The organism is Enterococcus sp. DIV0800 (genome assembly GCF_050559735.1).
In the GTDB taxonomy this organism is placed as follows: domain Bacteria; phylum Bacillota; class Bacilli; order Lactobacillales; family Enterococcaceae; genus Enterococcus_A; species Enterococcus_A devriesei.
In genome coordinates this window covers 1-24697 of the sequence record NZ_CP187898.1, presented here as the reverse complement: position 1 = coordinate 24697, position 24697 = coordinate 1, and the positions used below count along the sequence as shown (strand labels likewise).

20 protein-coding genes are annotated in these 24697 nt (G+C 41.4%); 3 read left to right on the top strand and 17 right to left on the bottom strand.

The window, feature by feature from the left end:
- Positions 1-46: 46 nt before the first annotated feature.
- Positions 47-1768: a pyruvate oxidase gene (gene spxB, locus IGI54_RS00100; RefSeq protein WP_216429822.1), complete on the top strand. Its 1722-nt coding sequence runs from the start codon at positions 47-49 to the stop codon at positions 1766-1768.
- Positions 1769-1919: 151 nt separating this feature from the next.
- Here spxB and IGI54_RS00095 read toward each other — a convergent pair whose 3' ends face one another.
- Complete coding sequence (locus IGI54_RS00095) at positions 1920-2297, bottom strand: PTS sugar transporter subunit IIA (protein WP_430620814.1); 378 nt, start codon at positions 2295-2297, stop codon at positions 1920-1922.
- A 140-nt stretch (positions 2298-2437) separates the two neighbouring features.
- Here IGI54_RS00095 and IGI54_RS00090 point away from each other — a divergent pair, with 140 nt between their 5' ends.
- Positions 2438-4057 carry an ABC-F family ATP-binding cassette domain-containing protein gene (locus tag IGI54_RS00090; RefSeq protein WP_071863062.1) on the top strand — a complete coding sequence of 540 codons (1620 nt, stop codon included), beginning with the start codon at positions 2438-2440 and terminating at the stop codon, positions 4055-4057.
- A gap of 75 nt (positions 4058-4132) precedes the next feature.
- Here IGI54_RS00090 and IGI54_RS00085 read toward each other — a convergent pair whose 3' ends face one another.
- Together IGI54_RS00085 and IGI54_RS00080 are read right to left on the bottom strand one after the other, a co-directional pair.
- A complete protein-coding gene (locus IGI54_RS00085) occupies positions 4133-5098 on the bottom strand; it encodes an AEC family transporter (protein WP_430620813.1) in 966 nt (321 codons plus the stop codon).
- A 24-nt stretch (positions 5099-5122) separates the two neighbouring features.
- Positions 5123-6763 (bottom strand): malolactic enzyme, encoded by a 1641-nt coding sequence (locus IGI54_RS00080; protein WP_430620812.1) that lies wholly within the window; start codon positions 6761-6763, stop codon positions 5123-5125.
- A 122-nt stretch (positions 6764-6885) separates the two neighbouring features.
- Between IGI54_RS00080 and IGI54_RS00075 the strand changes: the two genes are divergently transcribed.
- Positions 6886-7800 carry a LysR family transcriptional regulator gene (locus tag IGI54_RS00075; RefSeq protein ID WP_430620811.1) on the top strand — a complete coding sequence of 305 codons (915 nt, stop codon included), beginning with the start codon at positions 6886-6888 and terminating at the stop codon, positions 7798-7800.
- A gap of 24 nt (positions 7801-7824) precedes the next feature.
- On the opposite strand, the gene IGI54_RS00070 is transcribed toward IGI54_RS00075, so the two are convergent.
- From IGI54_RS00070 to dnaA, 14 genes are all read right to left on the bottom strand, one after another.
- Positions 7825-8691: a DegV family protein gene (locus tag IGI54_RS00070; protein WP_430620810.1), complete on the bottom strand. Its 867-nt coding sequence runs from the start codon at positions 8689-8691 to the stop codon at positions 7825-7827.
- A gap of 77 nt (positions 8692-8768) precedes the next feature.
- A complete protein-coding gene (locus IGI54_RS00065) occupies positions 8769-10061 on the bottom strand; it encodes an adenylosuccinate synthase (RefSeq protein ID WP_216429826.1) in 1293 nt (430 codons plus the stop codon).
- A 400-nt stretch (positions 10062-10461) separates the two neighbouring features.
- Entirely contained in the window at positions 10462-11823 is a 1362-nt protein-coding gene (gene dnaB, locus IGI54_RS00060) for a replicative DNA helicase (protein ID WP_071863068.1), read from the bottom strand.
- Positions 11824-11949: 126 nt separating this feature from the next.
- A complete protein-coding gene (gene rplI, locus IGI54_RS00055; RefSeq protein WP_071863069.1) occupies positions 11950-12402 on the bottom strand; it encodes a 50S ribosomal protein L9 in 453 nt (150 codons plus the stop codon).
- Positions 12399-14363: a DHH family phosphoesterase gene (locus tag IGI54_RS00050; RefSeq protein ID WP_379946217.1), complete on the bottom strand. Its 1965-nt coding sequence runs from the start codon at positions 14361-14363 to the stop codon at positions 12399-12401. The genes rplI and IGI54_RS00050 overlap by 4 nt, the downstream gene beginning before the upstream one ends.
- 120 nt (positions 14364-14483) lie before the next feature.
- On the bottom strand, positions 14484-14720 hold the full coding sequence (gene rpsR / locus IGI54_RS00045; RefSeq protein WP_071863071.1) for a 30S ribosomal protein S18: 237 nt from the start codon (positions 14718-14720) through the stop codon (positions 14484-14486).
- Between the two features lie 23 nt (positions 14721-14743).
- On the bottom strand, positions 14744-15250 hold the full coding sequence (gene ssb / locus IGI54_RS00040) for a single-stranded DNA-binding protein (RefSeq protein WP_071863072.1): 507 nt from the start codon (positions 15248-15250) through the stop codon (positions 14744-14746).
- A gap of 44 nt (positions 15251-15294) precedes the next feature.
- Positions 15295-15597: a 30S ribosomal protein S6 gene (gene rpsF, locus IGI54_RS00035; protein ID WP_067626613.1), complete on the bottom strand. Its 303-nt coding sequence runs from the start codon at positions 15595-15597 to the stop codon at positions 15295-15297.
- 183 nt (positions 15598-15780) lie between these two features.
- Positions 15781-18306, bottom strand: a complete 2526-nt coding sequence (gyrA, locus tag IGI54_RS00030) for a DNA gyrase subunit A (RefSeq protein WP_430620809.1) — start codon at positions 18304-18306, stop codon at positions 15781-15783.
- A 241-nt stretch (positions 18307-18547) separates the two neighbouring features.
- On the bottom strand, positions 18548-20497 hold the full coding sequence (gene gyrB / locus IGI54_RS00025) for a DNA topoisomerase (ATP-hydrolyzing) subunit B (RefSeq protein ID WP_071863074.1): 1950 nt from the start codon (positions 20495-20497) through the stop codon (positions 18548-18550).
- Entirely contained in the window at positions 20498-21616 is a 1119-nt protein-coding gene (gene recF, locus IGI54_RS00020) for a DNA replication/repair protein RecF (protein ID WP_313631103.1), read from the bottom strand. It abuts the gene before it with no gap.
- Positions 21603-21845 (bottom strand): S4 domain-containing protein YaaA, encoded by a 243-nt coding sequence (gene yaaA, locus IGI54_RS00015; RefSeq protein ID WP_010747417.1) that lies wholly within the window; start codon positions 21843-21845, stop codon positions 21603-21605. Before yaaA ends, recF begins: the two co-directional genes overlap by 14 nt.
- A 236-nt stretch (positions 21846-22081) precedes the next feature.
- Complete coding sequence (dnaN, locus tag IGI54_RS00010; RefSeq protein ID WP_313631102.1) at positions 22082-23212, bottom strand: DNA polymerase III subunit beta; 1131 nt, start codon at positions 23210-23212, stop codon at positions 22082-22084.
- A gap of 159 nt (positions 23213-23371) precedes the next feature.
- Positions 23372-24697 (bottom strand): chromosomal replication initiator protein DnaA, encoded by a 1326-nt coding sequence (dnaA, locus tag IGI54_RS00005; RefSeq protein WP_071863077.1) that lies wholly within the window; start codon positions 24695-24697, stop codon positions 23372-23374.

Genomic DNA, 24697 nt, shown 5'->3' with positions numbered 1-24697 from the left:
ATACTTTCAAGGTAGGAAGCTTACAAAAAGAAAGTGAGTGAAGAAGATGTCAAAAATTAATGCAGGCGTTGCAATGGTGAATGTTTTTGAAGCTTGGGGAATCGATCATATTTATGGAATTCCCGGTGGCTCATTCAATTCAACAATGGATGCGCTATATCACGAACGCGAATCCGTAAAATATATTCAAGTACGCCACGAAGAAGCCGGCGCTTTAGCCGCAGCAGCAGATGCAAAACTAACTGGTAAAGTCGGTGCCGTCTTCGGTTCTGCTGGTCCTGGTGCCAGCCACTTAATCAACGGACTTTATGACGCGCAAATGGACAATGTTCCTGTTTTGGCGTTATTAGGTCAAGTTGCTACAACTGCCATGAACTACAACTCTTTCCAAGAATTAAACGAAAATCCAATGTTCGCGGATGTCAGTGTCTACAATCGGACCGTTATGACTCCCGAAAGTCTGCCTCATGTCATTGATGAAGCTATTAAAGCGGCTTATCAACAAAAAGGTGTCGCAGTCGTAACGATTCCCGTTGACCTTGGTTTTGAAGAGATCGAAGAAGTCGAGATCGCAACCGCGAAAAATCATAAAACTGGCGTTATCATGCCTGATGAAGAAGATCTTAAAGCCGCGCTTCCTTTAATTGAAGCAGCGAAGAAACCGGTGCTTTACGTTGGTCAAGGTGTCCGTGGTGGTTTTGATGCAGTGAAAGCTTTCGCTGAGCATTTCTCAATGCCCGTTGCAGCAGCCGTACTTGCCAAAGGGATCATTCCTGATCTCTATGAAAATTTCTTAGGTTTTGCCGCCCGTGTCGCAACCAAGCCAGCCAATGAAGCGTTAGCTGACGCGGATTTGATTGTCTTTGTCGGCAGTGACTTCCCCTTTGGCCGTTACTTCTTTAATCCGGAAGCAAAATTCATTCAAGTTGATATCGATGCGACAAAATTTGGTCGTCGCCACAATGTTGACCAATCTGTTTTAGGTGACGGAGCGACTGCATTACGTCGTTGGGTGGAACTGGGTGAAGCACGTCCAGCAGATGCTTGGTTGAAAGCCAACCAAGAGAACATTCAGAACTGGCATGCTTGGCGCAAGAGCTTCTATAACGATGACTCTACTCCGTTAAGAGCAGAACCGGTCTTTAAAGAAATCAACCGCATCGCCGAAAAAGACGCTGTCTACGTTAGTGATGTCGGTAATGTAACGGTCAATTCAATCCGTCATTTAGAAATGAATGGCGAACAACAATTTACCACTTCAGGTTGGTTCGCAACCATGGGTAATGGCGTACCAGGCGGGATTGCTGCGCAATTGACTTATCCAGACAAACAAGTCTTTACCTTCAGTGGTGACGGTGGCTTTGCTATGCAAATGCAAGACATCATCACCCAAGTAAAATACAATTTACCAATCATCAACGTGGTCTTTTCTAACAATGCTTTTGGTTTCATCGAAGCGGAACAAGAAGATACCGAACAACAAAAATTCGGCGTTTTCCTAGAAGGTGCGGACTTCGGTAAAGTTGGTGAAGCCCTGGGAGCTGATGGGTTTACCATCACTGAATACAGCCAACTTGAACCTGCGTTTACCGCAGCGAAGGAAAGCAAACGTCCAGTCGTGATCGATATCAAGATCAAAGACGAACGGCCTTTGCCAGTCGAAGCGTTGGAATTAGAGCCTGAAAAATTCTCAGCCGAACAAATCAAGGCCTTCAAAGAAAAATATCAAGTCCACGACATGCCAACCTTGCGTGAACTCTTGAAATAATCAAAGAGCGTGACAAGCTACGCTGATTCATAAGAAAGGCTTTCGCGAAGCCGGACATGGCTAGACCTGCTGTAAAGCGATTTATTCCTGTGAAAATTTTATACTTTCTTTCAAGAATTAAAAAAAAGTTGTGCCAATGGCACAACTTTTTTTACATTCTTCTGATGGTCATTTTGGTTTCTTTTTCCAACTGTTCCGTCAGCTCGTCAGCTGTTAACTCACGATTGACCAATGCTTGCAGCACCATCGGCAAATTCGCCCCTGTTACTAACGCTTGCCGATCATCGTTCATCACACAATAACTGGCATAGCGAAAAGGCGTTCCACCAAAAATGTCCACGAGCCAAACAAGCTCGTCTGTCTTCATCAATACATCATTGGCCAAATCCGTTATTTTTTCTTGGAGTCCGGTAGCCCCCGGCTCGATATTTATTGTTTCGACACAGCTTTGCTCACCCAAAATGGCTTCCGCCGTCTTTAACAGACTATCCGCTAAATGGTCGTGGGTCGCGATAATTATCCCGATCATACTGACACATCCCTTCGAGACTTAAGTTTAGCTTATTTTAAATCGCAAGTAAATTCTTAACGGTTGACTTGAAACTTCAGATGTTCCCCGATATAATGCAAAGAGGCCTTGAGCCAATACTGATAAAGCGAGGAAATTCATTGATTACAGTAAGTGACGTTAGTTTACAATTCCCTGATCGTAAATTATTTGATGACGTAAATATTAAATTCACTCCCGGCAATTGTTACGGGTTGATCGGTGCTAACGGCGCCGGTAAATCGACCTTCCTTAAAATTTTAGCAGGTGATATCCAGCCTTCCACCGGTTCTATTACCTTAGGACCCAATGAGCGGATGGCTGTTTTAAAACAAAATCATTTTGACTTTGAAGAATATACCGTACTTGAAACGGTTATTATGGGGCACGAACGCTTGTATCAAGTGATGCAGGAAAAAGACGCTGTCTATATGAAGGAAGATTTTTCTGATGAAGACGGCATTCGCGCAGCTGAATTAGAAGGCGAATTCGCCGAACTAGATGGCTGGGAAGCGGAACCGGAAGCAGCCGTTTTACTGCAAGGATTAAACATCCCTGAAGATCTGCATCAACAAAAAATGAGCGAATTGACGGCCGGACAAAAAATCAAAGTGCTTTTAGCGCAATCACTTTTCGGCAAGCCTGATGTACTATTACTAGACGAACCAACTAATGGATTAGACATCCAATCAATCAATTGGCTAGAAGAATTCTTAATCAATTTTGATAATACCGTCATCGTCGTTTCCCATGACCGCCACTTCTTAAACAAAGTGTGTACCCACATGGCTGACCTAGACTTCGGTAAAATCAAATTGTACGTTGGTAACTATGACTTTTGGTTAGAATCAAGCCAGTTAGCAACCAAATTACAATCACAACAAAACGCGAAAAAAGAAGAACAAATCAAAGAACTGCAAGACTTTATCGCGCGTTTTAGTGCCAACGCGTCCAAATCCAAACAAGCGACTTCAAGAAAGAAAATGTTGGATAAGATCACCCTTGATGACATCCAGCCTTCTTCTCGCCGTTATCCCTTCGTTCAATTTAAACCGGAACGAGAAATCGGTAATGATTTACTGCAAGTTGACAATGTCAGCGTAACGATCGATGGCAAAAAAATCTTAGACAATATCTCCTTCACCTTGAACCGTGACGATAAAGTCGCCTTCGTTGCTGAAAATGACTTGATCACCACAACCTTGTTTAAAGTTATTATGGGCGATTTACAGCCTGACAGCGGTAGTATTCGTTGGGGCGTCACCACCACTCAAGCTTATTTGCCAAAAGATACGACGAAAGAATTTGACAGCTCCATGCCGATCCTTGATTGGCTGCGTCAATACGCTAGTAAAGAAGAAGACGACAACACCTTCTTGCGTAGTTTCTTAGGACGGATGCTATTCTCAGGTGACGAAGTCATGAAACCCGTCAATGTCTTATCCGGTGGCGAAAAAGTTCGTTGTATGCTATCGAAATTGATGCTGTCTAAATCAAACGTCTTAGTGCTGGATGATCCAACCAATCACTTAGACTTAGAATCGATCTCCGCATTAAATGATGGCTTGATCGCTTATAAAGGTTCGCTTTTATTTGCCTCTCATGACCATCAGTTCATTCAAACCATCGCCAATCGCATCATCGCCGTTTCAGAAAATGGCGTGGTGGATCGTGCAGAAACAACTTATGATGAATTCTTGGAGAATCCAGAAGTTCAAAAACAAATGAAGCAATTAGCGTAAAGCAAAAACCCTTGCGAAAAATTTTTCGCAAGGGTTTTTAGTATTGCAACACTCAATAAAGAGTGGGGGAAGCGATTAAATAAATTGTACAAGCTGCATCAAGATTGGCACAACGACCACGAATAGAATCGTACTTGTCGTTACCAAGTTCGTTGCGTACTTAACATCACCATGAGCTTCGTTGGCTAAGATTGGTAAGACGGCCAACATTGGTGTTGCTGATTGAACAATTAAGGTTTGTTTCAACAAAGGAGCCAAATCTGTGCCGAAGGTTTTGCTACCGATCGTAATCAAGGCAATCAAAACAGCAGGTGCTAAGACGAACCGACCTAATAAAGCAACGACCGTATCGCGATCGAAACGAATACTCTTCAATCCGGCATCATGTAAGACGATCCCAATGTAAAGCAAGGACAGCGGCGTAACGATACTACCAACATAGCCTAAAGTCGCATTGATAAATCCTGGGACAGGAATCCCGATCAATAAGAAGAGGATCGCAACGATGAATCCTAATAATGGTGGTGGCAATAATTTTTTCCAATTTAACTTCGCTTTATTTTCGCCTTTCACTTTCGTTGGGTCATCGTTTGAGATCAAGAAGACCCCAAAAGCCCAAGTTGAAACGGTGTTAGTCACATAATAAACCAAGAAATAAGGCAGTGATTTTTCACCGAATAAGGCGATATTCAAAGGCAAACCGATGAAGATCGTATTGGCGTTCACGACTGCATTCATGAAAATCCCGCGACGTCCTGGTTGGATCTTCAAAATTTTGACTAAAGCATATGCCAAAATATAAGAAATAATCACCGCTCCAACCGGGTAGATCAAACTACCCGATAGTTGGAACAAGCTTTCCTTTGTTAAATTCTTTAAAACTGAGACAAAGATGGAAGCTGGCAAAGCGACACGTGTAATTAATGACGAAATACTTTTACCAAAACTTTCATCAAACCAACCTTGACCTTTTAAGATGTAGCCTAAAGCGATCATAATGATGATACTCAGGACACTTTGGATCGATTGAAAGAAAATCATCTTTTTTTCCCCCTATTTATTCAATTATTCAGCATCAAGCACTTGGTATTCTGGATACCATTTCATCTCTTCTACCGCTTGCTTGATGTCTTTGATTTCTTCTTTATTTAATTTTTGATCCACAACGCTTTTTGCTACGACTTCAGCGATTGTTTGAGAGAATTCGGTTAGTTTTGATACAGGTGGCAAGACAGCGGCTCCTGGTTTGCTTGTATCAACGATTCCGCCTAGCGCATGGCTGGCTTGTGACAAGGTTTCGCCTGTTACACGAGTAGCCGTTGAAGCAATGATCCCTAAACCTAGGCCTGGATACATCAAGGCATTATTGGCTTGACCAATTTGATAAGTCACACCTTTGTATTCTACGTCAGCCGCCGGAATCCCCGTTCCGATCAACGCTTTGCCGTCTGTCCATTTGATTAGGTCTTCCGCTGTTGCTTCAGCCAATTTTGTTGGGTTAGACAATGGGAAAATAATTGGACGTTCTGTATTTGCCGCTAACTCTTTCACAATTTCTTCAGTAAAGGCGCCTGGTTGAGTGGAAGTCCCAATAATGATCGTTGGGTGGATCGCTTTGACTGCGGCAGCTAGATTCGTTAATTCATCTGCATTTGAAAACTCACTGCGTTGACGGACAAAATCTTTTTGGCCAGGTGTCAATTCTTCTGTGTCTTCAAACAAGACCCCTTGTTTGTCCACCATGTAGAAATGTTTCCGCGCTTCTGCTTCTGATAAGCCTTGACGTTTCATTTCATCCAATAATTGATTAGCGATTCCGACACCGGCTGTTCCGGCACCAAAGGTCATGACTGTTTGTTTCGTCAAATCTTCTTGGGAAATATTCAATGCGCCTAGAACACCGGCTAAAACAACGATCCCAGTCCCTTGAATATCATCATTAAACGTTGTGATTCTATCTTGGTATTTTTCTAAAATTTTTGCAGCATTTGAACGACCGAAGTCTTCCCAGTGTAGTAACACTTCAGGAAATAAATCTTCTACTGCTTCGACGAATTGATCAATCATGGCATAATATTTGTCTCCGTAGATACGCTCATGTTGATTACCTAGATACAATGGATCATTCAATAATTCTTGATTGTTTGTCCCTGCATCGATAGATACCGGTAATACTTGGGCGGGATTGATTCCGGCAGCAGCCGTGTAAACCATCAATTTACCGATGGCGATATCGACACCGTTCACGCCCCAATCGCCGATGCCTAAAATTCCTTCCGCATCAGTTACAACAATTAAACGAATATCACGACCTGCGGCTGCATTTTTCAAGCTGTCTTTGATACTTTCAGGATCATCAACAGAAAGAAAAGCCGCATCTTGTGGTTCAACGAATAATTCATTGTATTGTTCGATTGAATCAGCCACTGTTGGATCATAAACGACTGGCATAAATTCAACGACGTGTTGGCCCATTAATTTGTAAAACAGTGTACGGTTGGTGTTAAAGATTTCCATCAAGAAGAGACGTTTTTCTAAATCCGTCGTCTTGCTTAAATATTGACCGTAGGTTTGGACGGCTTGTTGTTCGAGTGTTTGAACTTTTGCTGGCAACATGCCGGTTAAACCGTATTGTTTCCGTTCTTCTTTCGTGAACGCAGTACCTTTATTTAAAAATGGATTGTTTAAAATTTCGATTCCTCTCATTTTGTCTTCCTCCTTATTGATTACACTTAGGAGAATACGCGCCTTTGCCGGCTATAGTCAAAACAAATGATTGTAATAAATTTTATTTATATGATAATCTGATTTCACAAAAGGAGATTATTATGAATTTTAAAGACTTAGAATACTTCCAACGCTTAGTTCGTGAGAAAAATTTTACGAAAGTCGCAAAAGCCTTTCAAGTAAGTCAGCCCACGATTACCTACGCCGTGAAACGGCTGGAAGATGAGCTGGGAACTGAACTCGTTTATCGTGACCAATCTCATAAACAATTGATTATTACTCAATCTGGTTTAGTTCTTTCTCGCCATATTTCAAATATCTTGAAAGAATTGACGATCGCCGTAACCGAAATTGATCGCTTGAAGGAAGAAACCTTGGATTTTGGTCTGCCACCGATCATTGGTAATTTCTATTTTCCAAAATTGTCCTCCTACCTTTTTAAAAATAATTTGATGAGCCACATCCATTTAGTCGATGGTGGTTCCCGTGATCTCTACGGTCTTTTACGCCGCGGCAAGATCGATTTGGCCCTTTTAGGCTCTACTCAGCCAATTCGTGATGATGAATTAACCAGTGAACTGCTGGTCGAGAAGAAATTTATGATTGTGGTCAGCCCGCAGCACCCTTTGGCAGCCCGCAAAGAAGTCGCCTTTGCTGAACTTAAAGATGAACACTTTGTTCTACTGAATGAACACTATGTCCACCCTACCGCTTTTAAAAAAATGGCCCAGCAGGCGCATTTTGAACCACAAATTATTTATCAAAATAGCAATTTAAATATTTTAAAAGGCATGATCAGGGAACAAATCGGAATTGGCTTTTTAGCGGAGCTGGCAATCTCGCCTGAGGATAAGTTAGTGACGATCCCTATCACCGATAGCCCACAGCCTACTTTTATGATCTCACTGGTTCAACGAGAACAAATTTTAGATTCTACTATTCGCGCACAATTAATTGAATTGATCCGTGAATTCAGCACAAACGACATCAATAAAAAAAACGAAAAAATCCGTTAACGGAATTTCTTCGTTTTTTTATTATTAGTTGCGTTTTTCACCACGAGTAAAGACGGCAATACAACCAAGTCCAGTGTGACTAGAAATCGTGGTCCCTAACGGAAAGATCCGAACCTCTTTTGGTTGGATACTCTCTTCTAGATGACGTTTAACCTCTTCTGCCCCAACTTGGTCGGCGCTAGTCGTAATAAAAATCGTTTGGTTCGCTGGATCCGTCGTTGCTTCACTGATTTTATCAGCGACTAATTGCAACGCCTTTTTGCGGCCTCGGATTTTTTCGACATTTTGCAGCTTGCCTTCCACATCAACGGTGATGATCGGCTTAATATTCATTAAACCACCAATCGCAGCGCTGGTTTTAGAAATACGCCCGCCTCGTTGTAAATGATGCAAATCATCCACAGTCACCCAATGATGATACGTCAATTTATTCTCTTCCAGCCATTCATACAACTCTTGCAGCGACATGCCTGCTTGTTGTTTTTGAGCCGCTTCATAGACCATTAGTCCTTCGCCGCCGCTGGCTGCCAAAGAATCCACTACCAAGACTTCCGCCTCAGGTAAATCCTCTTTCAATATTTCGACTGCCTGCATCGCGCTTTGGTAAGAGCCGCTTAAACCAGACGAGAAGCAAATATATAAAACAGGAATACTCTTCTCCGCGTAGCTACGGAAAAATTCAACATAGCGCCCTACATTGACTTGTGAAGTCGTCGGCATCGCGCCATCTTTGATCTTTTGATAGAACTCGTCAATCTTAAAATTACGACCTAAATCATCGGCCATCTCTGTCCCATTAACTTCCACATACATCGAAATAAAATCAACCTTGATTTCTTCTAATAATGTATATGGCAGGTCACAACATGAATCCGTCAGAATCTGATACATTTTTAAAATCCTCCAAATACCCGCTTATAATAGTAAATCTATTTTACTAGATATTCGGTTGCTTGTCTCACAATATGTTAGATTTGTGCCCAGACACTCTCAAGAATATTCGTTTGTGTCCGATCTGGCCCTACTGAGAAGGTTGAGATCCGAACACCAACCAGTTCAGAAACCCGACGCACATAGTTCCGAGCGTTTTCCGGCAAGTCCGCTAACGTACGACAACCAGTAATATCTTCACTCCAGCCAGGTAATTCTTCATAAACTGGTTTGCAGCGATTCAATTCCTTCAAGCTCGCTGGGTAATGATAGATCAATTCACCATCTAATTCATAAGCGGTACAAATTTTAACGGTTTCAAGTCCGCTTAAGACATCAATCGAATTCAACGATAGGTTCGTGATCCCTGAAACGCGTTTAGAGTGACGCATCACGACCGTATCAAACCAGCCAACCCGACGTGGACGTCCAGTCGTCGTTCCGTATTCACGACCAACTTCACGAATTTGATTTCCAACTTCGTCATTTAATTCTGTTGGGAATGGTCCGTCACCGACTCGTGAGGTATAGGCTTTACATACGCCTACCACTTTATTGATCTTCGCTGGTCCAACGCCGCTACCGATCGTTACTCCACCGGCTACCGGGTTAGAAGATGTCACGAAAGGATACGTTCCTTGATCGATATCCAACATAACTCCTTGCGCCCCTTCAAAAAGGACACGTTTGCCTTGGTCCAGTGCATCATTCAAGATCACGGAAGTATCCGTCACATATTGCTTGATCTGTTGACCGTAGTCATAATATTCTTCAAAGATATCATCGAAGTTCATCGCTTCATCCTCAAACATCTTGACGAATTGACGATTCTTTTCCTCTAAGTTGATCTTCAAACGCTCTTCAAAAATTTCTCTGTCTAGCAAGTCCGCGATCCGAATACCAACGCGCGCGGCTTTATCCATATAAGCTGGTCCGATCCCTTTGATCGTTGTACCGATCTTGTTTTCGCCTTTGGCATCTTCTTGTAATTGATCCAATTTAATATGATATGGCAAAATAACATGGGCACGGTCAGAAATGCGTAAATTATCTGTTTTGATCCCGCGTTCATGTAAATAAGCTAATTCTGTCACTAATGATTTCGGATTGACGACTACACCATTTCCAATGACACTGGTTTTATCCGCATAGAAAATACCAGACGGAATCAAGTGTAATTTATATGTTTCATTGTCAAATTTGATTGTATGACCTGCATTGTCTCCACCTTGATAACGAGCAATGACTTCCGCATTCTCACTTAAAAAATCCGTGATCTTTCCTTTTCCTTCATCGCCCCACTGCGTCCCTACAACTACTACAGATGACATCTGAACACCTCATTTTATTTTATTTAATCCTGAACCATTGTAACAAGAATAGCGCAATCTTTCAATGAAAATTCGAATATTAAAATTGAATGATTCTAAAAAACGGCTAAATCACGAACATTATTTTTGAAACTAAGAAAAAATCTGGTTAACTCAAGATAAGAGAAAGCCTACACGAGCTCGCTCAGCTTTTTACCAGTTTTTCTGCTCGCTTTATTGAGATTAGAAAAAAGGTAGGCGTAACGATAATCAGAATCATTTTTTGTTTTTGGAAAAATGATTCCCTAATTAGGAGTCAGCTGAGCAATCAGGCTAACCTCTTATACTCCTGTAAAGATAAAAAAACTCCGCCAGTTTCTACTAACGGAGAATGCTTTTCATTTATAACAAAAGTCTAACATTAAAATTCTGCTCTTGGTGACAGTGACGAGAATTTATTGTATTCCTTAATAAAGAGTAATTCTACCGTTCCTCGTGCACCGCTCCGGTTTTTCTCAATGATCACTTCGATGACATTTCGATTAGCAACTGAATCTTCCTCTTCTTCACCTTCACGCTCGTAATAATCATCACGATATAAAAAGGCTACGATGTCAGCATCTTGTTCAATTGACCCTGATTCTCGAATGTCACTTAGAACTGGACGTTTGTCCTGACGTTGCTCTACGCCACGAGAAAGCTGTGACAACGCAATGATCGGTACTTTTAATTCTTTTGCTAATTTTTTTAACTGACGTGAAATCTCCGAAACCTCTTGTTGTCGGTTTTCGCGACCGGTTCCTTCAATTAGTTGTAGATAGTCGATCAGGATCAATCCTAGATTGCCCTTTTCTTTCGCTAGTTTATGACATTTTGCTCGAATTTCAGAAATCTTGATCCCCGGTGTGTCATCAATAAAAATATTGGCTCGCGACAAGCTCCCCATCGCAACGATCAAGTTTTGCCATTCTTCTTCTGAAAGTTGGCCGGTTCGCAAATGACTCGCCTCGATCGATCCTTCCGCGCAAAGCATCCGGTTAACAAGGGATTCCGCTCCCATTTCCAAACTGAAGATCGCCACGGATTTATCGGTTTTAGTCCCAACATTTTGCGCAATATTTAACGCAAACGCCGTCTTACCTACGGCTGGACGAGCTGCTAGGATGATCAATTCTTCCGATTGCAGTCCTGCGGTCATTTTATCAAGTGCCGCATAACCGGTCGGTAACCCGGTGATTTCCTCATCGTTGCGGGCTAATTGATCGATATTTTCGATCGCCGTATTCAAGACCTCACTGATGGTCAAAAAACCGCTCTTATTGCGTCTCTCGGAGACTTCCATAATATTACGCTCAGCAGTGTCTAAGATCGTCTGAACGTCGTCTCCTTGCTCGAAACCTTCTGTTACGATGTTCGTAGCTGTTTGAATCAGATTTCGTAACAGTGACTTCTCTTCCACGATCTTCGCGTAGTAACCGACATTAGCCGCGGTGGGAACACTTAAAGCCAATTCGGATAGGTAACTTAATCCGCCGGCATCTTCTAATTGATTCTGTTGTTCCAATAATTCTTTGACCGTGATCACATCAATGGCTTCATTGCGATCATTTAACTGAATCATTCCGCGAAAAATCAGCTGATGGCCGCGGCGATAAAAATCTTCTGGAACTATGTACTCCATGGCCGTAATCAAAGCATCAGTCTCCAAAAAAATAGAGCCTAAAGTCGCTTGTTCGGCTTCAATGCTTTGGGGTGGCACACGATCTTGTAACATTTCGCTCATGTTTGTTTACGCTCCTCTACGTCCATCTATTTTACAGAATCTAACGCCTAAATACAACAAAGAGTATGAGGGATTCTCTGAAATTCAGGAATACTCATACTCTTTAGTATTTACTCAGCTAATGGATTATTCTTCCACCACGTGGACCTTAATGATTCCTTCAACTTCTGGATGAAGTTTGACAGGGACTTTCGTATAGCCTAACGTGCGGATTGGATTTTCCAATTCGATTTTGCGTTTATCTAGTTTCAAATCAAATTGTTTCTTCAAGCCTTCAGCAATTTGTTTTGACGGGATCGAACCGAATAAACGGCCGTCTTCGCCACCTTTGGCTTTGATTTCAACGACGGTTGTTTCTTTTGCTAAAAAGTCAGCTAGCTCTTTGGCTTCGGCTAAGACTTCAGCTGCTTTTTTATCTTGAGCTTTCTTCTGTCCACTTAACTCAGAAATACTGCTTTTATTTGCTTCCTTCGCCAAGTTATTTTTCAATAAATAATTTTGTGCATAGCCTGTTGGGACTTCTTTGATATCGCCCTTTTTCCCTTTACCTTTAACGTCTTGCAAAAAAATTACTTTCATTCTTCTGTCCCCTCCGTTAATTGCTTATTAATAGCCTCTAGCAGTTGCTCTTTTGCCTGAGCGATCGTACTATCGGATAACTGTGTCGCCGCATTGGTAAAATGACCGCCGCCGCCTAACATTTCCATCACTACTTGGACATTAATCGTCCCAGAGCTTCGTGCACTGATAGCGATGACTCCATCCGTTCGCTTAATGATAACAAACGCTGCATTGATGTCCGCCATCGATAAAAGGGTATCAGCCGTTTTCGCTGCAGTGACACTGTCATATTCTTGGCTATCTGTACCTGTAGCGACCACGATATCGTCTCTTACATATTCACTTTCACCCACTAGCTTACTAATCTCTAAATAGGATTGAATATCGGTACTCAATAAATATTGTACTAAAGAAGCATCCGCTCCACAAGTCTTTAAATAACTAGCGACATCAAATGTTCGAGCAGTCGTTCGGACGGCGAAATTCTTCGTATCGACGGTGATCCCAGCAAGTAGCAAAGTAGCTTCCATCTTACTCATCCGCTGCCCTTCATTACTTTCAAACTGGATCAGTTCCGTCACTAGTTCAGAAGCTGACGAGGCCGATGATTCAATATAGGTCAGCAAAGAATTCCCAGGAAACTCTTCTCCTCTACGATGATGATCAATAATCACGATATTCTCAAACTGTTCATACAAATCTTGGTCAATCGATAAAGACGGTCGATGATAGTCCACCATCACTAACAGATCACCTGGTTTTCGCGATCTTTTAGCAGCATCCGGAGAGATCAATAGTTCTTCTAGTTCACCATTCCCATGAATCTCTTCTAAACAGCGTTCCACATCCGGAATGGTTTCCTCTTCATTAATCACGATACGTACTTTTTTATCATGGTAACGAGCGAGACAAGCCACCCCAAACGCTGAACCAATCGCGTCCATATCCGGAAAACGATGTCCCATCACAAAAACATTGCCCGTTTGATTAAATACGTTTTTCAAGGCCGTTGACATCGCCCGTGAGCGTACTCTTGTCCGTTTTGCGGCACTGGCTGAATTGCCTCCATAGAAGACTGGCTTTTGGTCTTCAGCAGCATTTTTTACCACCACTTGATCGCCGCCGCGAACCAAAGCGATATCTAAATTATTCTGAGCCTCGTCACCGATTACTTCCAACGACTCTGTTCCATAGCTGATTCCCATGCTGACAGTAATCAACATATCTTGCTTTTCGGCAGACACTCGAATATGTTCCAATAAATCAAAATTATTTTCGATCATTTTTTCTAAATCATCATACCGTGCAAAAATGAAAAAGCGCTCGGCATTTACGCGTTTGTAGAAAATTCGATAGGAATCCATCCAATCAGAAATGATCGTTGTAATAAATGAATTCAAATTTGAAATTTCTTTATCATCTCGACGATCAATCACATCATCATAATTATCGACTGACAGGATTCCAACAACCGCTTGTTGCTGCTTCTCTTTGTTTTCTAGTGCATATTCCTTCGTGATATCAATTAAATAGACAACCCGTTTTTCCTTATCTAACTCAAAATGATAGAGAATATCATCTATTTTATAAATACTTTTGCCTTTTTCCGCTCGCTGCAATAATTCATTTACCATATCTTGCTGATCTGCTTGTGACAAATGCTGCACCTTTTCCGTGATTGCAGGATTCATCCAAGTAAAATTTTGCGACTCATCCCAAGCAATGATTCCTACGGGCATATCAACAGAAACATAATCCATTGCTTCTTGTGCTTTGCTTGAAGCGTACTGGATTTTTTGTTGATTGGTTAATTCGATCCGATTACGTAAGGCAATGGTATAAATCCATAGTAACAGATCGATTATTATAACAATTGCCGCTGTCAAAACAGTGAAGGGCAGTAAAAAAATGGCCGTTAATTGAATTAACAGTAAACAGAATAATAAAAAGGACCACTTTAAACGAGGATTCTTTTTCATCTTCGGCCTCCTAACAGTGTAATTTTATCACAAACTCTTTTAGCAGGCGACTTTATTGAATGTTTCACGTGAAACAAAAAAAGAGACTCCAAAAATTTGAAGTCTCTTGTGATAATTTGATTATGCTTCTTCTGATACGAAGGCTAATAACCCCATGATACGAGCGCGTTTGATAGCAATCGTTAATTTACGTTGGTTTTTAGCACTTGTTCCAGTTACACGACGAGGTAAAATTTTACCACGTTCGCTAATGAAACGTTTTAATAATTCGATATTTTTGTAATCGATGTATTCGATATGATTAGCAGCAATATAGTCTACTTTACGACGTTTGCGACCTCTTCTTTGTTGTGCCATTCCGTTTCCCTCCTATTCAATTGTTAGAATGGTAAATCATCATCTGAAATGTCGATTGAGGACCCACTAAATGGATCTGAATCTCGATCGAAGTCAGGCATAGTGTTCTTAGCTGACTGAGAGGATTGATTACTATTGTTGTTGAAATTATTCCCTCCGCCTTGGAAACTATCATTAGAACTTGGGTTCTGTTGACGTTGTTCATTAGCAGAACGAGATTCCAATAATTGGAAGTTCTCAGCAACAACTTCTGTCACATAGACACGTTGCCCTTGCTGATTTTCATAATTTCTGGTTTGGATACGGCCAGTCACACCTAAAAGAGTTCCTTTGCGCGCATAATTAGCTAAAGTTTCAGCCGATTTCCGCCAAATCACACAATTGATAAAGTCTGCTTCGCGATTTCCGCTTTGATTCGTAAAATTACGATTCACAGCCAAAGTAAACGTTGCAACACCTGTCCCATTTGCAGTATAACGTAAATCAGGATCCTTTGTTAAACGACCAACTAGTACAACATTATTAATCAAAGTAAAGCCAGCTCCCTTCTCGTCAATTGTTTCACGTGAAACAATTATTCTTCAATCTTAACAATCATGTGACGAATAATATCGTCATTGATTTTTGCAAGACGATCGAATTCGTTAACTGCAGCAGCTGTTGTTGGTGCAGTTGCATTGACGATATGGTAGATACCTTCACGGAATCCGTTCATTTCGTACGCGAAACGGCGTTTTTCCCAATCTTTTGAATCGATAATTTCAGCGCCATTATCTTTCAAGATTGTATCGAAACGTTCTACTAAAGCAGTTTTTGCTTCTTCATCAATGTTCGGACGAATGATGTATGTGATTTCATACTTCGTGTTTTGACTCATTGATTTTCACCTCCCTATGGACTATAAGGCTCTTAAATTTTTTTAAGAGCAAGGAGAGCGATCTAAAAATATATAGACTACTCACAAATATTCATTATACATAATCGTCTTACAAAAATCAAATGTTTCTTTTCTATAAGTTACGAAAAAAGGCTGGGATTTCTCCCAGCCTTTCAAATATTCTTATTCTTCCGTATCATTCGGCGTTTCTTCAAGTACGTCTTGGCTCTCAGAAGCTTCGACTTCCTCTTCTTTTTCAACAATTGCCATCGTCGCAACTTTCGTATTTTCTTCCATCTTCATCAGACGGACACCTAAGGTTGCACGACCGGTTTGTGAAACACTATCTACGTTGAAACGAATAATGACACCACGATTGGTCACTAAAAGAATATCTTCATCGCCATTGACTGTTGTTAAACCAGCTAACGGACCATTCTTTTCTTTAACGTTCGCTGTCTTGATTCCTTTACCGCCACGGCCTTTAATTGGATATTCAGCAGCTTTTGTCCGTTTTCCATAGCCTTTTTCGGTAATTACTAAGACTTCTTGGTCTTTTTTCAGAACGGCTGAACCAATCACATAGTCTTCATCGCGTAGACGAATTCCCCGTACACCACTGGCCGTGCGGCCCATATCACGAACCGCTTGTTCTTTAAACGTTGCAGAATAACCATCGTGCGTACCGATAATGATCGTTTCATCGCCTTCTGTCGACATGACGTTGACTAATTCATCGCCTTCACGCAAACCGATAGCGATCAAACCATTGGCTCGAATGTTTGAAAAGGCCGTCACAGTCGTCCGTTTTACCGTTCCATTTTTCGTTACGAAGAATAGGAAATGACCATCTTCGGCCTGCCCATTGACTGAGATTACTGCTTGAATTGTTTCGTTAGAATCGATTCCTAGCAAGTTAATGATCGGAATCCCTTTAGCTGTCCGTCCATATTCTGGAACTTCATAGCCCTTCGCCCGGTATACGCGACCACTGTTAGTAAAGAACAGGAGTGTGTCATGGGTAGAACAAGAGATCAGCGTTTTCACAAAATCATCATCATGAATGCCCATTCCTTGGACACCGCGGCCACCACGACGTTGTGCACGGAACTCGCTTGAAGCAAGACGTTTGATATAGCCATTGTTAGTCAACGTGATAACAACGTCTTCCTCTTCGATCAAGTCTTCATCTTCCAAGCTCAAGACTTCGCCGACGAGTAATTCTGTACGGCGATTATCGCCAAACTTAGTAGCCACTTCCGCTAATTCTGTGCGGATGATTTCCACTACACGCTCAGGACGCGCTAAAATGTCATCTAAGTCGTTAATCGTCTTTAATAGCTCTTGGTATTCATTTTCGATTTTCTCGCGTTCTAAGCCTGTTAAACGGCGTAAACGCATATCCAAGATTGCTTGGGCTTGTCGATCCGATAATTCAAACCGTTCAATCAAAGTAGCCTTAGCAATATCGTCTGAAGCTGAACTACGAATCGTCGCAATAATTTCATCAATATGGTCTAACGCAATTCGTAACCCTTCTAGAATATGTGCCCGTGCTTCCGCTTTTTTCTTATCAAAGATCGTCCGACGAGTAATGACGATTTTTTGATGTTCGATGTAGTTTTCCAAGATTTGTTTTAAATTTAAAATCCGTGGAACGCCTTTTTCAATTGCTAGCATGTTGAAACTGAAAGAGGTTTGCAGTGAAGTCAGCTTGTATAAATTGTTCAAGATGACAGACGCACTCATATCTCGACGAACTTCGATCACAATCCGCATACCTTCACGTGACGTTTCATCCCGTAAATCTGTGATTCCTTCAATCCGTTTGTCTCGGTGTAATTCCGAAATACGTTCGATCAATTTCGCTTTATTGACCATATATGGCAATTCCGAAACGAGTATCCGTTCCTTGCCATTTTTTTGTTCCTCAATCTCAACTTTCGCCCGTACAGTGATCGAGCCCTTACCTGTTTCATAAGCCCGGCGAATACCGGATTTCCCCATCACTAAGCCGCCTGTTGGAAAATCTGGTCCAGGAATGACTTCCATCAACTCCTGAGTTGTTGCGTCAGGATTTTCCATCAACAATTCGATTCCAGCTGATACTTCTCGCAAGTTATGAGGTGGGATATTGGTTGCCATTCCGACTGCGATCCCCGTTGCCCCATTCACTAATAAGTTAGGAAAACGAGCTGGTAAAACTTCCGGTTCTTGCTCACTATCATCATAGTTGCCTTGGAAATCAACGGTATCTTTATTGATATCTCGTAGCATTTCCATAGCAATCTTGCTTAGACGTGCTTCGGTATAACGCATCGCCGCTGCTCCGTCACCATCGACAGAACCAAAGTTTCCGTGTCCATCCACTAACATATTACGGTAGCTGAAGCTTTGGGCCATCCGGACCATTGATTCATAAATCGCACTGTCACCGTGGGGATGGTATTTACCCATAACATCCCCGACGATCCGCGCTGATTTCTTATGTGCTTTATCTGGTGTTACACCTAATTCATTCATCCCATACAGTATCCGACGGTGAACAGGTTTCAGCCCGTCCCGGACATCGGGAAGCGCCCGTGCTACGATAACGCTCATTGCATAATCAATGAAAGATTCACGCATTTCACTGGTTAGATTGACGTCATGTATGTTCTCTCTTCGATCTTCCAAATTGATCCTCCTAGCTCGTATTAAGGTATTCATTTTTCTTAAATCGAAAAATGAAGCTTGTTCTCACCACGTATATCATTCCGCTAAAGTGGGATTTCCTAGTTTGTTTTAAATCCCTGCTTACTTCTCCTCGGTATACACTGGAAAAAGCGGAACTGACATCCTAGCTCGTATTAAGGTATTCATTTTTCTTAAATCGAAAAATGAAGCTTGTTCTCATCACTTATCTCGTTTCTCTAAACACGTAAACGTGTAGGAGAAGCCGATAGCCTCACTAAATATCTAAGTTTTTAACGTAATGGGCATTTTCTTCGATAAATGCTCGGCGTGGTTCTACACGATCCCCCATCAACATTTCAAATACTTGATCGGCTTCGATCGCATCTTCCACACTGACTCGTAGCATCAAGCGATTTTCTGGGTCCATCGTTGTTTCCCATAACTGATGATCATCCATTTCCCCTAGCCCTTTGTAACGTTGAACATTGGGTTTTGGTGACGCTGGAAGTTCGGACATTTTTTGAGCTAGTTCTTCTTCCGCTTTTTTCCCAGGTTGAACGTAAGTGATGTTTTTCCCTTGCTTGATCCCATACAATGGTGGTTGTGCAATATAAACATAGCCAGCTTCCACAATTGGACGCATATAACGATAGAATAGCGTTAATAATAATGTCCGAATATGAGCACCATCGACATCGGCATCGGTCATAATAACTAATTTATGGTAGCGTGCTTTTGAGACATCAAAATCAGCCCCAAAACCAGTCCCCATCGCAGTAAACAATGAACGGATTTCTTCATTGGCTAAGATTTTATCCATTGAAGCTTTTTCCACATTCAAGATTTTCCCACGTATCGGTAAAATCGCTTGGAATTCCCGGTTACGTCCTTGTTTAGCAGAACCACCGGCAGAGTCTCCTTCGACGATAAACAATTCGCATCGTTCAGGATCATTGCTTGAACAATCGGCTAATTTACCAGGTAGATTGCTGATTTCTAGCGCGCCTTTACGACGAGTCACTTCACGAGCTCTTTTAGCGGCTAAACGAGCTTTCGCTGCTAGCATCCCTTTTTCAACAATTCGACGTCCCACAGAAGGATTTTCCATCAAAAATTTGTTGAAATTTTCTGAGAATAGACGATCTGTAACAGTACGAACTTCGGAATTTCCTAATTTCGTTTTTGTTTGTCCTTCAAATTGCGGTTCCGGATGCTTGATGGAGATAACAGCTGTCAAGCCTTCACGAACATCCTCACCTGAAAGATTTTCATCGTTGTCTTTCATGATTTTTTGCTTACGGGCATAATCATTGATTACCCGAGTTAATGCGGTTTTAAATCCGAATTCATGGGTTCCGCCTTCATACGTATGGATATTATTGGCGAAACTCAAGATATTGGTATGATATCCGTCCGTATATTGCATCGCTACTTCTACGGTAATGTCTTGCTGTTCACCCTCCACATAAACGGGATCATCAAAAATGACCGCTTTATTGTGGTTCAAATGTTCAACATAACTTTTAATCCCGCCTTCATAGTGATACTCACGCAGAACCGTTTTTTCCTCACGTTTGTCTTCAATCGAAATTTTTAAGCCACGATTCAAGAAAGCTAATTCCCGGACACGAGTAGCCAATTTATCAAAGTTAAACACCGTTGACTCGGTGAAAATCTCAGGGTCTGGAATAAAATGAACAGTCGTCCCATGTTGCTCAGTTTCGCCGATCACTTTCAGATCATCGACAACCGCGCCGCGACGATATTCTTGGAAATAGACTTTACCATTTTTGAAAACCCGAACATCTAAACTTAGTGACAACGCATTTACTACGGAAGCCCCTACACCGTGAAGTCCGCCGGATACCTTATAGCCGCCGCCGCCAAATTTTCCTCCCGCATGTAGAATCGTATAAACGGTTTCCAAAGCCGGACGACCTGTTTTTGCTTGGATATCGACAGGAATTCCACGACCGTCATCGCTGACTGTGATGCTGTTATCTTCTTCGATCACCACATGGATATGTTTCGCGAATCCTGCTAAGGCCTCATCGATCGAATTATCCACGATTTCCCACACTAAGTGGTGTAATCCTTCTGTACTGGTGGAGCCGATATACATCCCAGGACGTTTTCGAACGGCTTCTAGCCCTTCTAGTACCTGAATCTGACTAGCATCGTACTCTTGAGCCCGTTCTAGTAAACTCTTTTCCTCTTCTGTCATCTATGTCTCTTTCCTTTCTATCTGCCCTTGTTGGACGTAAAAAATATCCGGATGGACCGTCATTTTGCCCTTGACGTGATTTAAAGTGGTCGTAGTTAAAAAAGTCTGCACTTTATTTTCAATCGTCTCTAATAAATGGATCTGACGACTATCATCTAATTCGCTCATGACATCATCTAAAAGTAAGATCGGATATTCTCCTGTTTCTTCTTTCATTAAATCAATCTCTGCTAATTTGACACTTAAAGCAGTCGTTCGTTGCTGGCCTTGCGACCCATAGGTCTGAACATTCTGTTGATTGACCATAAAGATCAAGTCATCTCGATGAGGCCCTAAAAAGGTGTTGCCCTTGAAGATTTCCCGTTTACGGTTTTTTACTAATTCATTCATGAATACGGTTCGAATCGCTTCAACAGCTTCACTCTCTAAAGGAATGCTGGCGTCATATTGAATCGCCAGCGTCTCTTTTTGATTCGTAATCTTACTATGGAGATCGTTCGACCAATATTCTAGTTTTTTAATGAACTGCAAACGATTAGCCAATACCTTGCTGCCAAAATCAACTAGCTGTTCCGTCAAAATATCCAGATAAATTTCATCGGTTTGTTTCTTTTCAGACAGCTGCTTCAAATAAAGGTTACGCTGCTTCAAGGTCTGCTGATATTGTGCCAAATCGTAAAGATAAACGGGATTGATCTGACCTAACTCCATATCAATAAAGCGGCGGCGCATTTGTGGGCTACCCTTGACTAAGGAAAGATCTTCTGGCGCAAATAAAATGACGTTCAGCTGGCCAATGTAGCTGCTTAACTTCTTTTGTTCGATGTGATTGACTTTCGATTTTCGACCTTTTTTAGTCAACAGCAGCTCCAGCTCTAATTCGCTAGTTCCCCGTTCGATCCGCCCTTTGATCTGAGCAAAATCTTCGTGCCAGCCGATCAATTCTTGTTCACTGCTGGTTCGATGACTGCGGGTCAAAGCCAAAACGTAGATGCTTTCTAAGAGATTGGTCTTGCCTTGTGCATTCTCCCCTAGAAAAATATTCAATCGGTTTGGAAAAGCTAGTGAAAGCTCAGAATAGTTGCGATAATTTCTCAACTCAAGCTTATTCAGCCGCATCTTGTTCTTCCTTATTTTTGACCATAAAAAAAGTTCCTACCTCAGGAATCTCAATCATCATTCCCGGATAGAGCTTTCGGCCGCGGCGATTTTCCAACTCGCCATCTACAAATACAGTTTCCTCCGCCAAGAACCATTTGGCCTGTCCTCCGCTAGAGATCAAATTGATCTCTTTTAATAACTGGCCTAGCGTCATAAACTCTGTTTCCAAAAAAATTTTTTGTTTCACATTCATCCCTCATTTTCATTCCAGAAACACCTCTTCATTATACCCTTTTTAAAGGAAGAAAACAAATGAACTCGTTGTATTTTTCGATTTAAGAAGTTCTGAGGCATTTTAATTAATTTACTCAAAAAAAAGTAAAAGGTCTTAAAATCGATTTTAAGACCTTTTACTTGAATTCTGTTTGTTTACACAATTGTTTCATATTTTTCAAAAAATCTGTGAAACTCTTGAAAAAACACTTAGTTTGTCCGAACTGGAGTGATTAATTGAATAAAGGATACGTCCCCTTCACTAGGCTCCAACGTAAATGGACGGATCGCTGAAATAAATTGGATCTTGATGCTCATATCTCCAAAAGCCCGCAACGCGTCTTTCATATAATCAGGATTAAAGGAAATCTCTAATGGGTCCCCGTTAACTTGTTCGTAAACCAATTCTTCTTCCACTTTCCCGATTTCAGGCGAGTTGCCGTAAAGGATGACCGAGTTATCCGCAATCGCTAGTCGAACGATATTGTTTCTTCCTTCATGAGAAAGTAAAGAAGCCCGTTCGATCGCTGCTAAGAAAGTTGGCACAGAAAAGGTCAGTTCTGTATTGAAGCTTGATGGGATCAAGCGATTGGTATCCGGATAGTTGCCTTCTAGTAAACGAGAATAGAAATACATCGTTGGTGTTTTAAACAATACTTGGTTTTCCATGATGCTGATTTCAACTTCCGCTTCTTCATCTGATAACGAACGCGACAATTCAACTAAGCTTTTACCTGGAATTACAATATCAAAATCATTATTCGCATTTTCAATTGGAACGACCCGTTGGCTCAGACGATGAGAGTCTGTTGCCACTGCTAATAGCTGACCGTTAGACATCGTAAAATGAACACCGGTCAAAATGGGGCGACTTTCATGTTGAGAAACTGAAAAGACCGTTTCGCCAATTAATTTTGTCAACATGTGGACAGGTAATTTTAATTGGTTTTGTTCTTCGACAACCGGTAGATGTGGATAATTATCGGCGTCTAATCCATTCACCGTAAAATGAGCAGCGCCTGAAGTAATCAAGACTTGATGATTTTCCTGAACTTCTAACGTAAAAGTATTTTCTGGTAAACGGCGAATGATTTCGCTAAAGAAACGTGCTTGTAAAACAATCGTTCCTGTCTGATTGATTTGTAACTCAGCTTTTTCATCATCTGCAGCTAAAAAAGTTTCAATTGAGATATCCGCATTACTACCGGTCAAGTTTAATCCTTCTTGATTTAATTCGATCTTTACCCCAGTTAAGATTGGGATTGTCGTTTTCGTTGAAATAGCTCGTTGAACAGTTTGTAATTCTTGAATGAAGCGGGAACGATTAATCGTAAATTTCATAATGAAACTCCTTTTTATTTATTTAAGTTATATAAGTAATAAAAGTAGTAGGGCCTGTTGATCATGTGGAAAAAAAGAATAAAAGCTTGCTGCAAAAGGTTTTCCACTTGTGGATAAGGTGTGGATAAAACGACTCTTTTAGTTTAGGATTTCCACATGCTAACCTAACAGCAGATTTTTGATTTCGGCAATTTCTTGTTGCGTGCTGCTATCATTTTTCATTAATTGCCTGATTTTTTCGTGTGCGTGGATGACGGTTGTATGGTCTTTACCACCAAATTCAGCACCAATCTTAGGTAAAGAGCTTTCAGTCATTTCACGAGCTAAATACATGGCGATTTGACGTGGGACAACGATTGCTTTGACTCGTTTCTTCCCTTTTAGATCCTTGACTTGAATGTGATAAAACTTAGCCACTTCATCTTGGATCTTACTGATGGATAATTGTGTATTGCTAGTGCCTTTTAGACTTTTCAAGGCATCTGCTGCGATACTTGTTGTAATATCAGCGTTATTCATCGTAGCGAAAGCTTGCACTCTGACTAGTGCACCTTCTAATTCGCGGATATTTGAATCAATCTGGCCGGCAATATAACTTAAGGTGTCGTCTGGGATCTCCAGTTTTTCAGCTTGCGCTTTTTTCCGTAAAATCGCCGTTCTAGTCTCAAGATCGGGCGGTGTAATATCGACAGATAAGCCCCAAGCAAAGCGAGAAACCAACCGTTCCTGCAGTTTAGGAATTTCATTTGGCAGACGGTCACTAGTTAAGACAATTTGTTTATTTTCATTATATAAGTTTTCAAAAGTATGGAAAAATTCTTCCTGAGTTGCTTCTTTGTCAGCAAAAAATTGAATATCATCGACTAATAACAGATCAACTTTGCGGTATTCTTGGCGAAATTCTTCCGAGGTTTTATTTTTAATGGAATTAATAAAATCATTTGCAAAGGTCTCGCTAGAAACGTATTTGACTTTTGCTTGCGGATTGATTGCCAACATTTGATGGCCGATCGCGTGCATCAAATGGGTCTTCCCTAAACCAACGCCTCCATAAAAGAAGAGCGGGTTATAAATGGAACCGGGTTCTTCAGCAACAACTAGCGCGGCAGCATGAGCCATCTGGTTTCCCTTCCCAATAACGAAGGTATCAAATGTATATTTGGGATTCAGTAAGGCCCGCTTGGTTAACTCTATTTTTGGTGGTTCTTCTTTTTCCACAATACTAACTGGTGGAGCCTCATCAGGTGTAACGAAGAGCGGCATGATTTCGTCGCCGGTTAATTTGAAGCCGATCTCGACGATTTTGGCAGCTAGATGTTTTTCCCAATAGTTTTTATGCAAATCACTGGTAACTTCGATGGTTAGTTGATTATTTGTCAATGTTAAGGGCTTAGCACTGCCTACCCAAGCATCATAACTGGCAGGATTGAGGTCATGCTTGTAGCTGTCCTTCAACTCCTGCCAGAAAGTGTCCAATGAGGTCAA

Bases quoted from the DNA above. Each gene is read 5' to 3' on its own strand.
- IGI54_RS00050 (WP_379946217.1), bottom strand. From the start codon at position 14,363: ATGAAAAAGAATCCTCGTTTAAAGTGGTCCTTTTTATTATTCTGTTTA.
- IGI54_RS00085 (WP_430620813.1), bottom strand. From the start codon at position 5,098: ATGATTTTCTTTCAATCGATCCAAAGTGTCCTGAGTATCATCATTATG.
- gyrA (WP_430620809.1), bottom strand. From the start codon at position 18,306: ATGAATACCTTAATACGAGCTAGGAGGATCAATTTGGAAGATCGAAGA.
- rpsR (WP_071863071.1), bottom strand. From the start codon at position 14,720: ATGGCACAACAAAGAAGAGGTCGCAAACGTCGTAAAGTAGACTATATT.
- rplI (WP_071863069.1), bottom strand. From the start codon at position 12,402: ATGAAAGTAATTTTTTTGCAAGACGTTAAAGGTAAAGGGAAAAAGGGC.
- recF (WP_313631103.1), bottom strand. From the start codon at position 21,616: ATGCGGCTGAATAAGCTTGAGTTGAGAAATTATCGCAACTATTCTGAG.
- dnaN (WP_313631102.1), bottom strand. From the start codon at position 23,212: ATGAAATTTACGATTAATCGTTCCCGCTTCATTCAAGAATTACAAACT.
- rpsF (WP_067626613.1), bottom strand. From the start codon at position 15,597: ATGAGTCAAAACACGAAGTATGAAATCACATACATCATTCGTCCGAAC.
- IGI54_RS00070 (WP_430620810.1), bottom strand. From the start codon at position 8,691: ATGTATCAGATTCTGACGGATTCATGTTGTGACCTGCCATATACATTA.
- spxB (WP_216429822.1), top strand. From the start codon at position 47: ATGTCAAAAATTAATGCAGGCGTTGCAATGGTGAATGTTTTTGAAGCT.
- IGI54_RS00080 (WP_430620812.1), bottom strand. From the start codon at position 6,763: ATGAGAGGAATCGAAATTTTAAACAATCCATTTTTAAATAAAGGTACT.
- dnaB (WP_071863068.1), bottom strand. From the start codon at position 11,823: ATGAGCGAAATGTTACAAGATCGTGTGCCACCCCAAAGCATTGAAGCC.
- gyrB (WP_071863074.1), bottom strand. From the start codon at position 20,497: ATGACAGAAGAGGAAAAGAGTTTACTAGAACGGGCTCAAGAGTACGAT.
- IGI54_RS00065 (WP_216429826.1), bottom strand. From the start codon at position 10,061: ATGTCATCTGTAGTAGTTGTAGGGACGCAGTGGGGCGATGAAGGAAAA.
- IGI54_RS00095 (WP_430620814.1), bottom strand. From the start codon at position 2,297: ATGATCGGGATAATTATCGCGACCCACGACCATTTAGCGGATAGTCTG.
- IGI54_RS00075 (WP_430620811.1), top strand. From the start codon at position 6,886: ATGAATTTTAAAGACTTAGAATACTTCCAACGCTTAGTTCGTGAGAAA.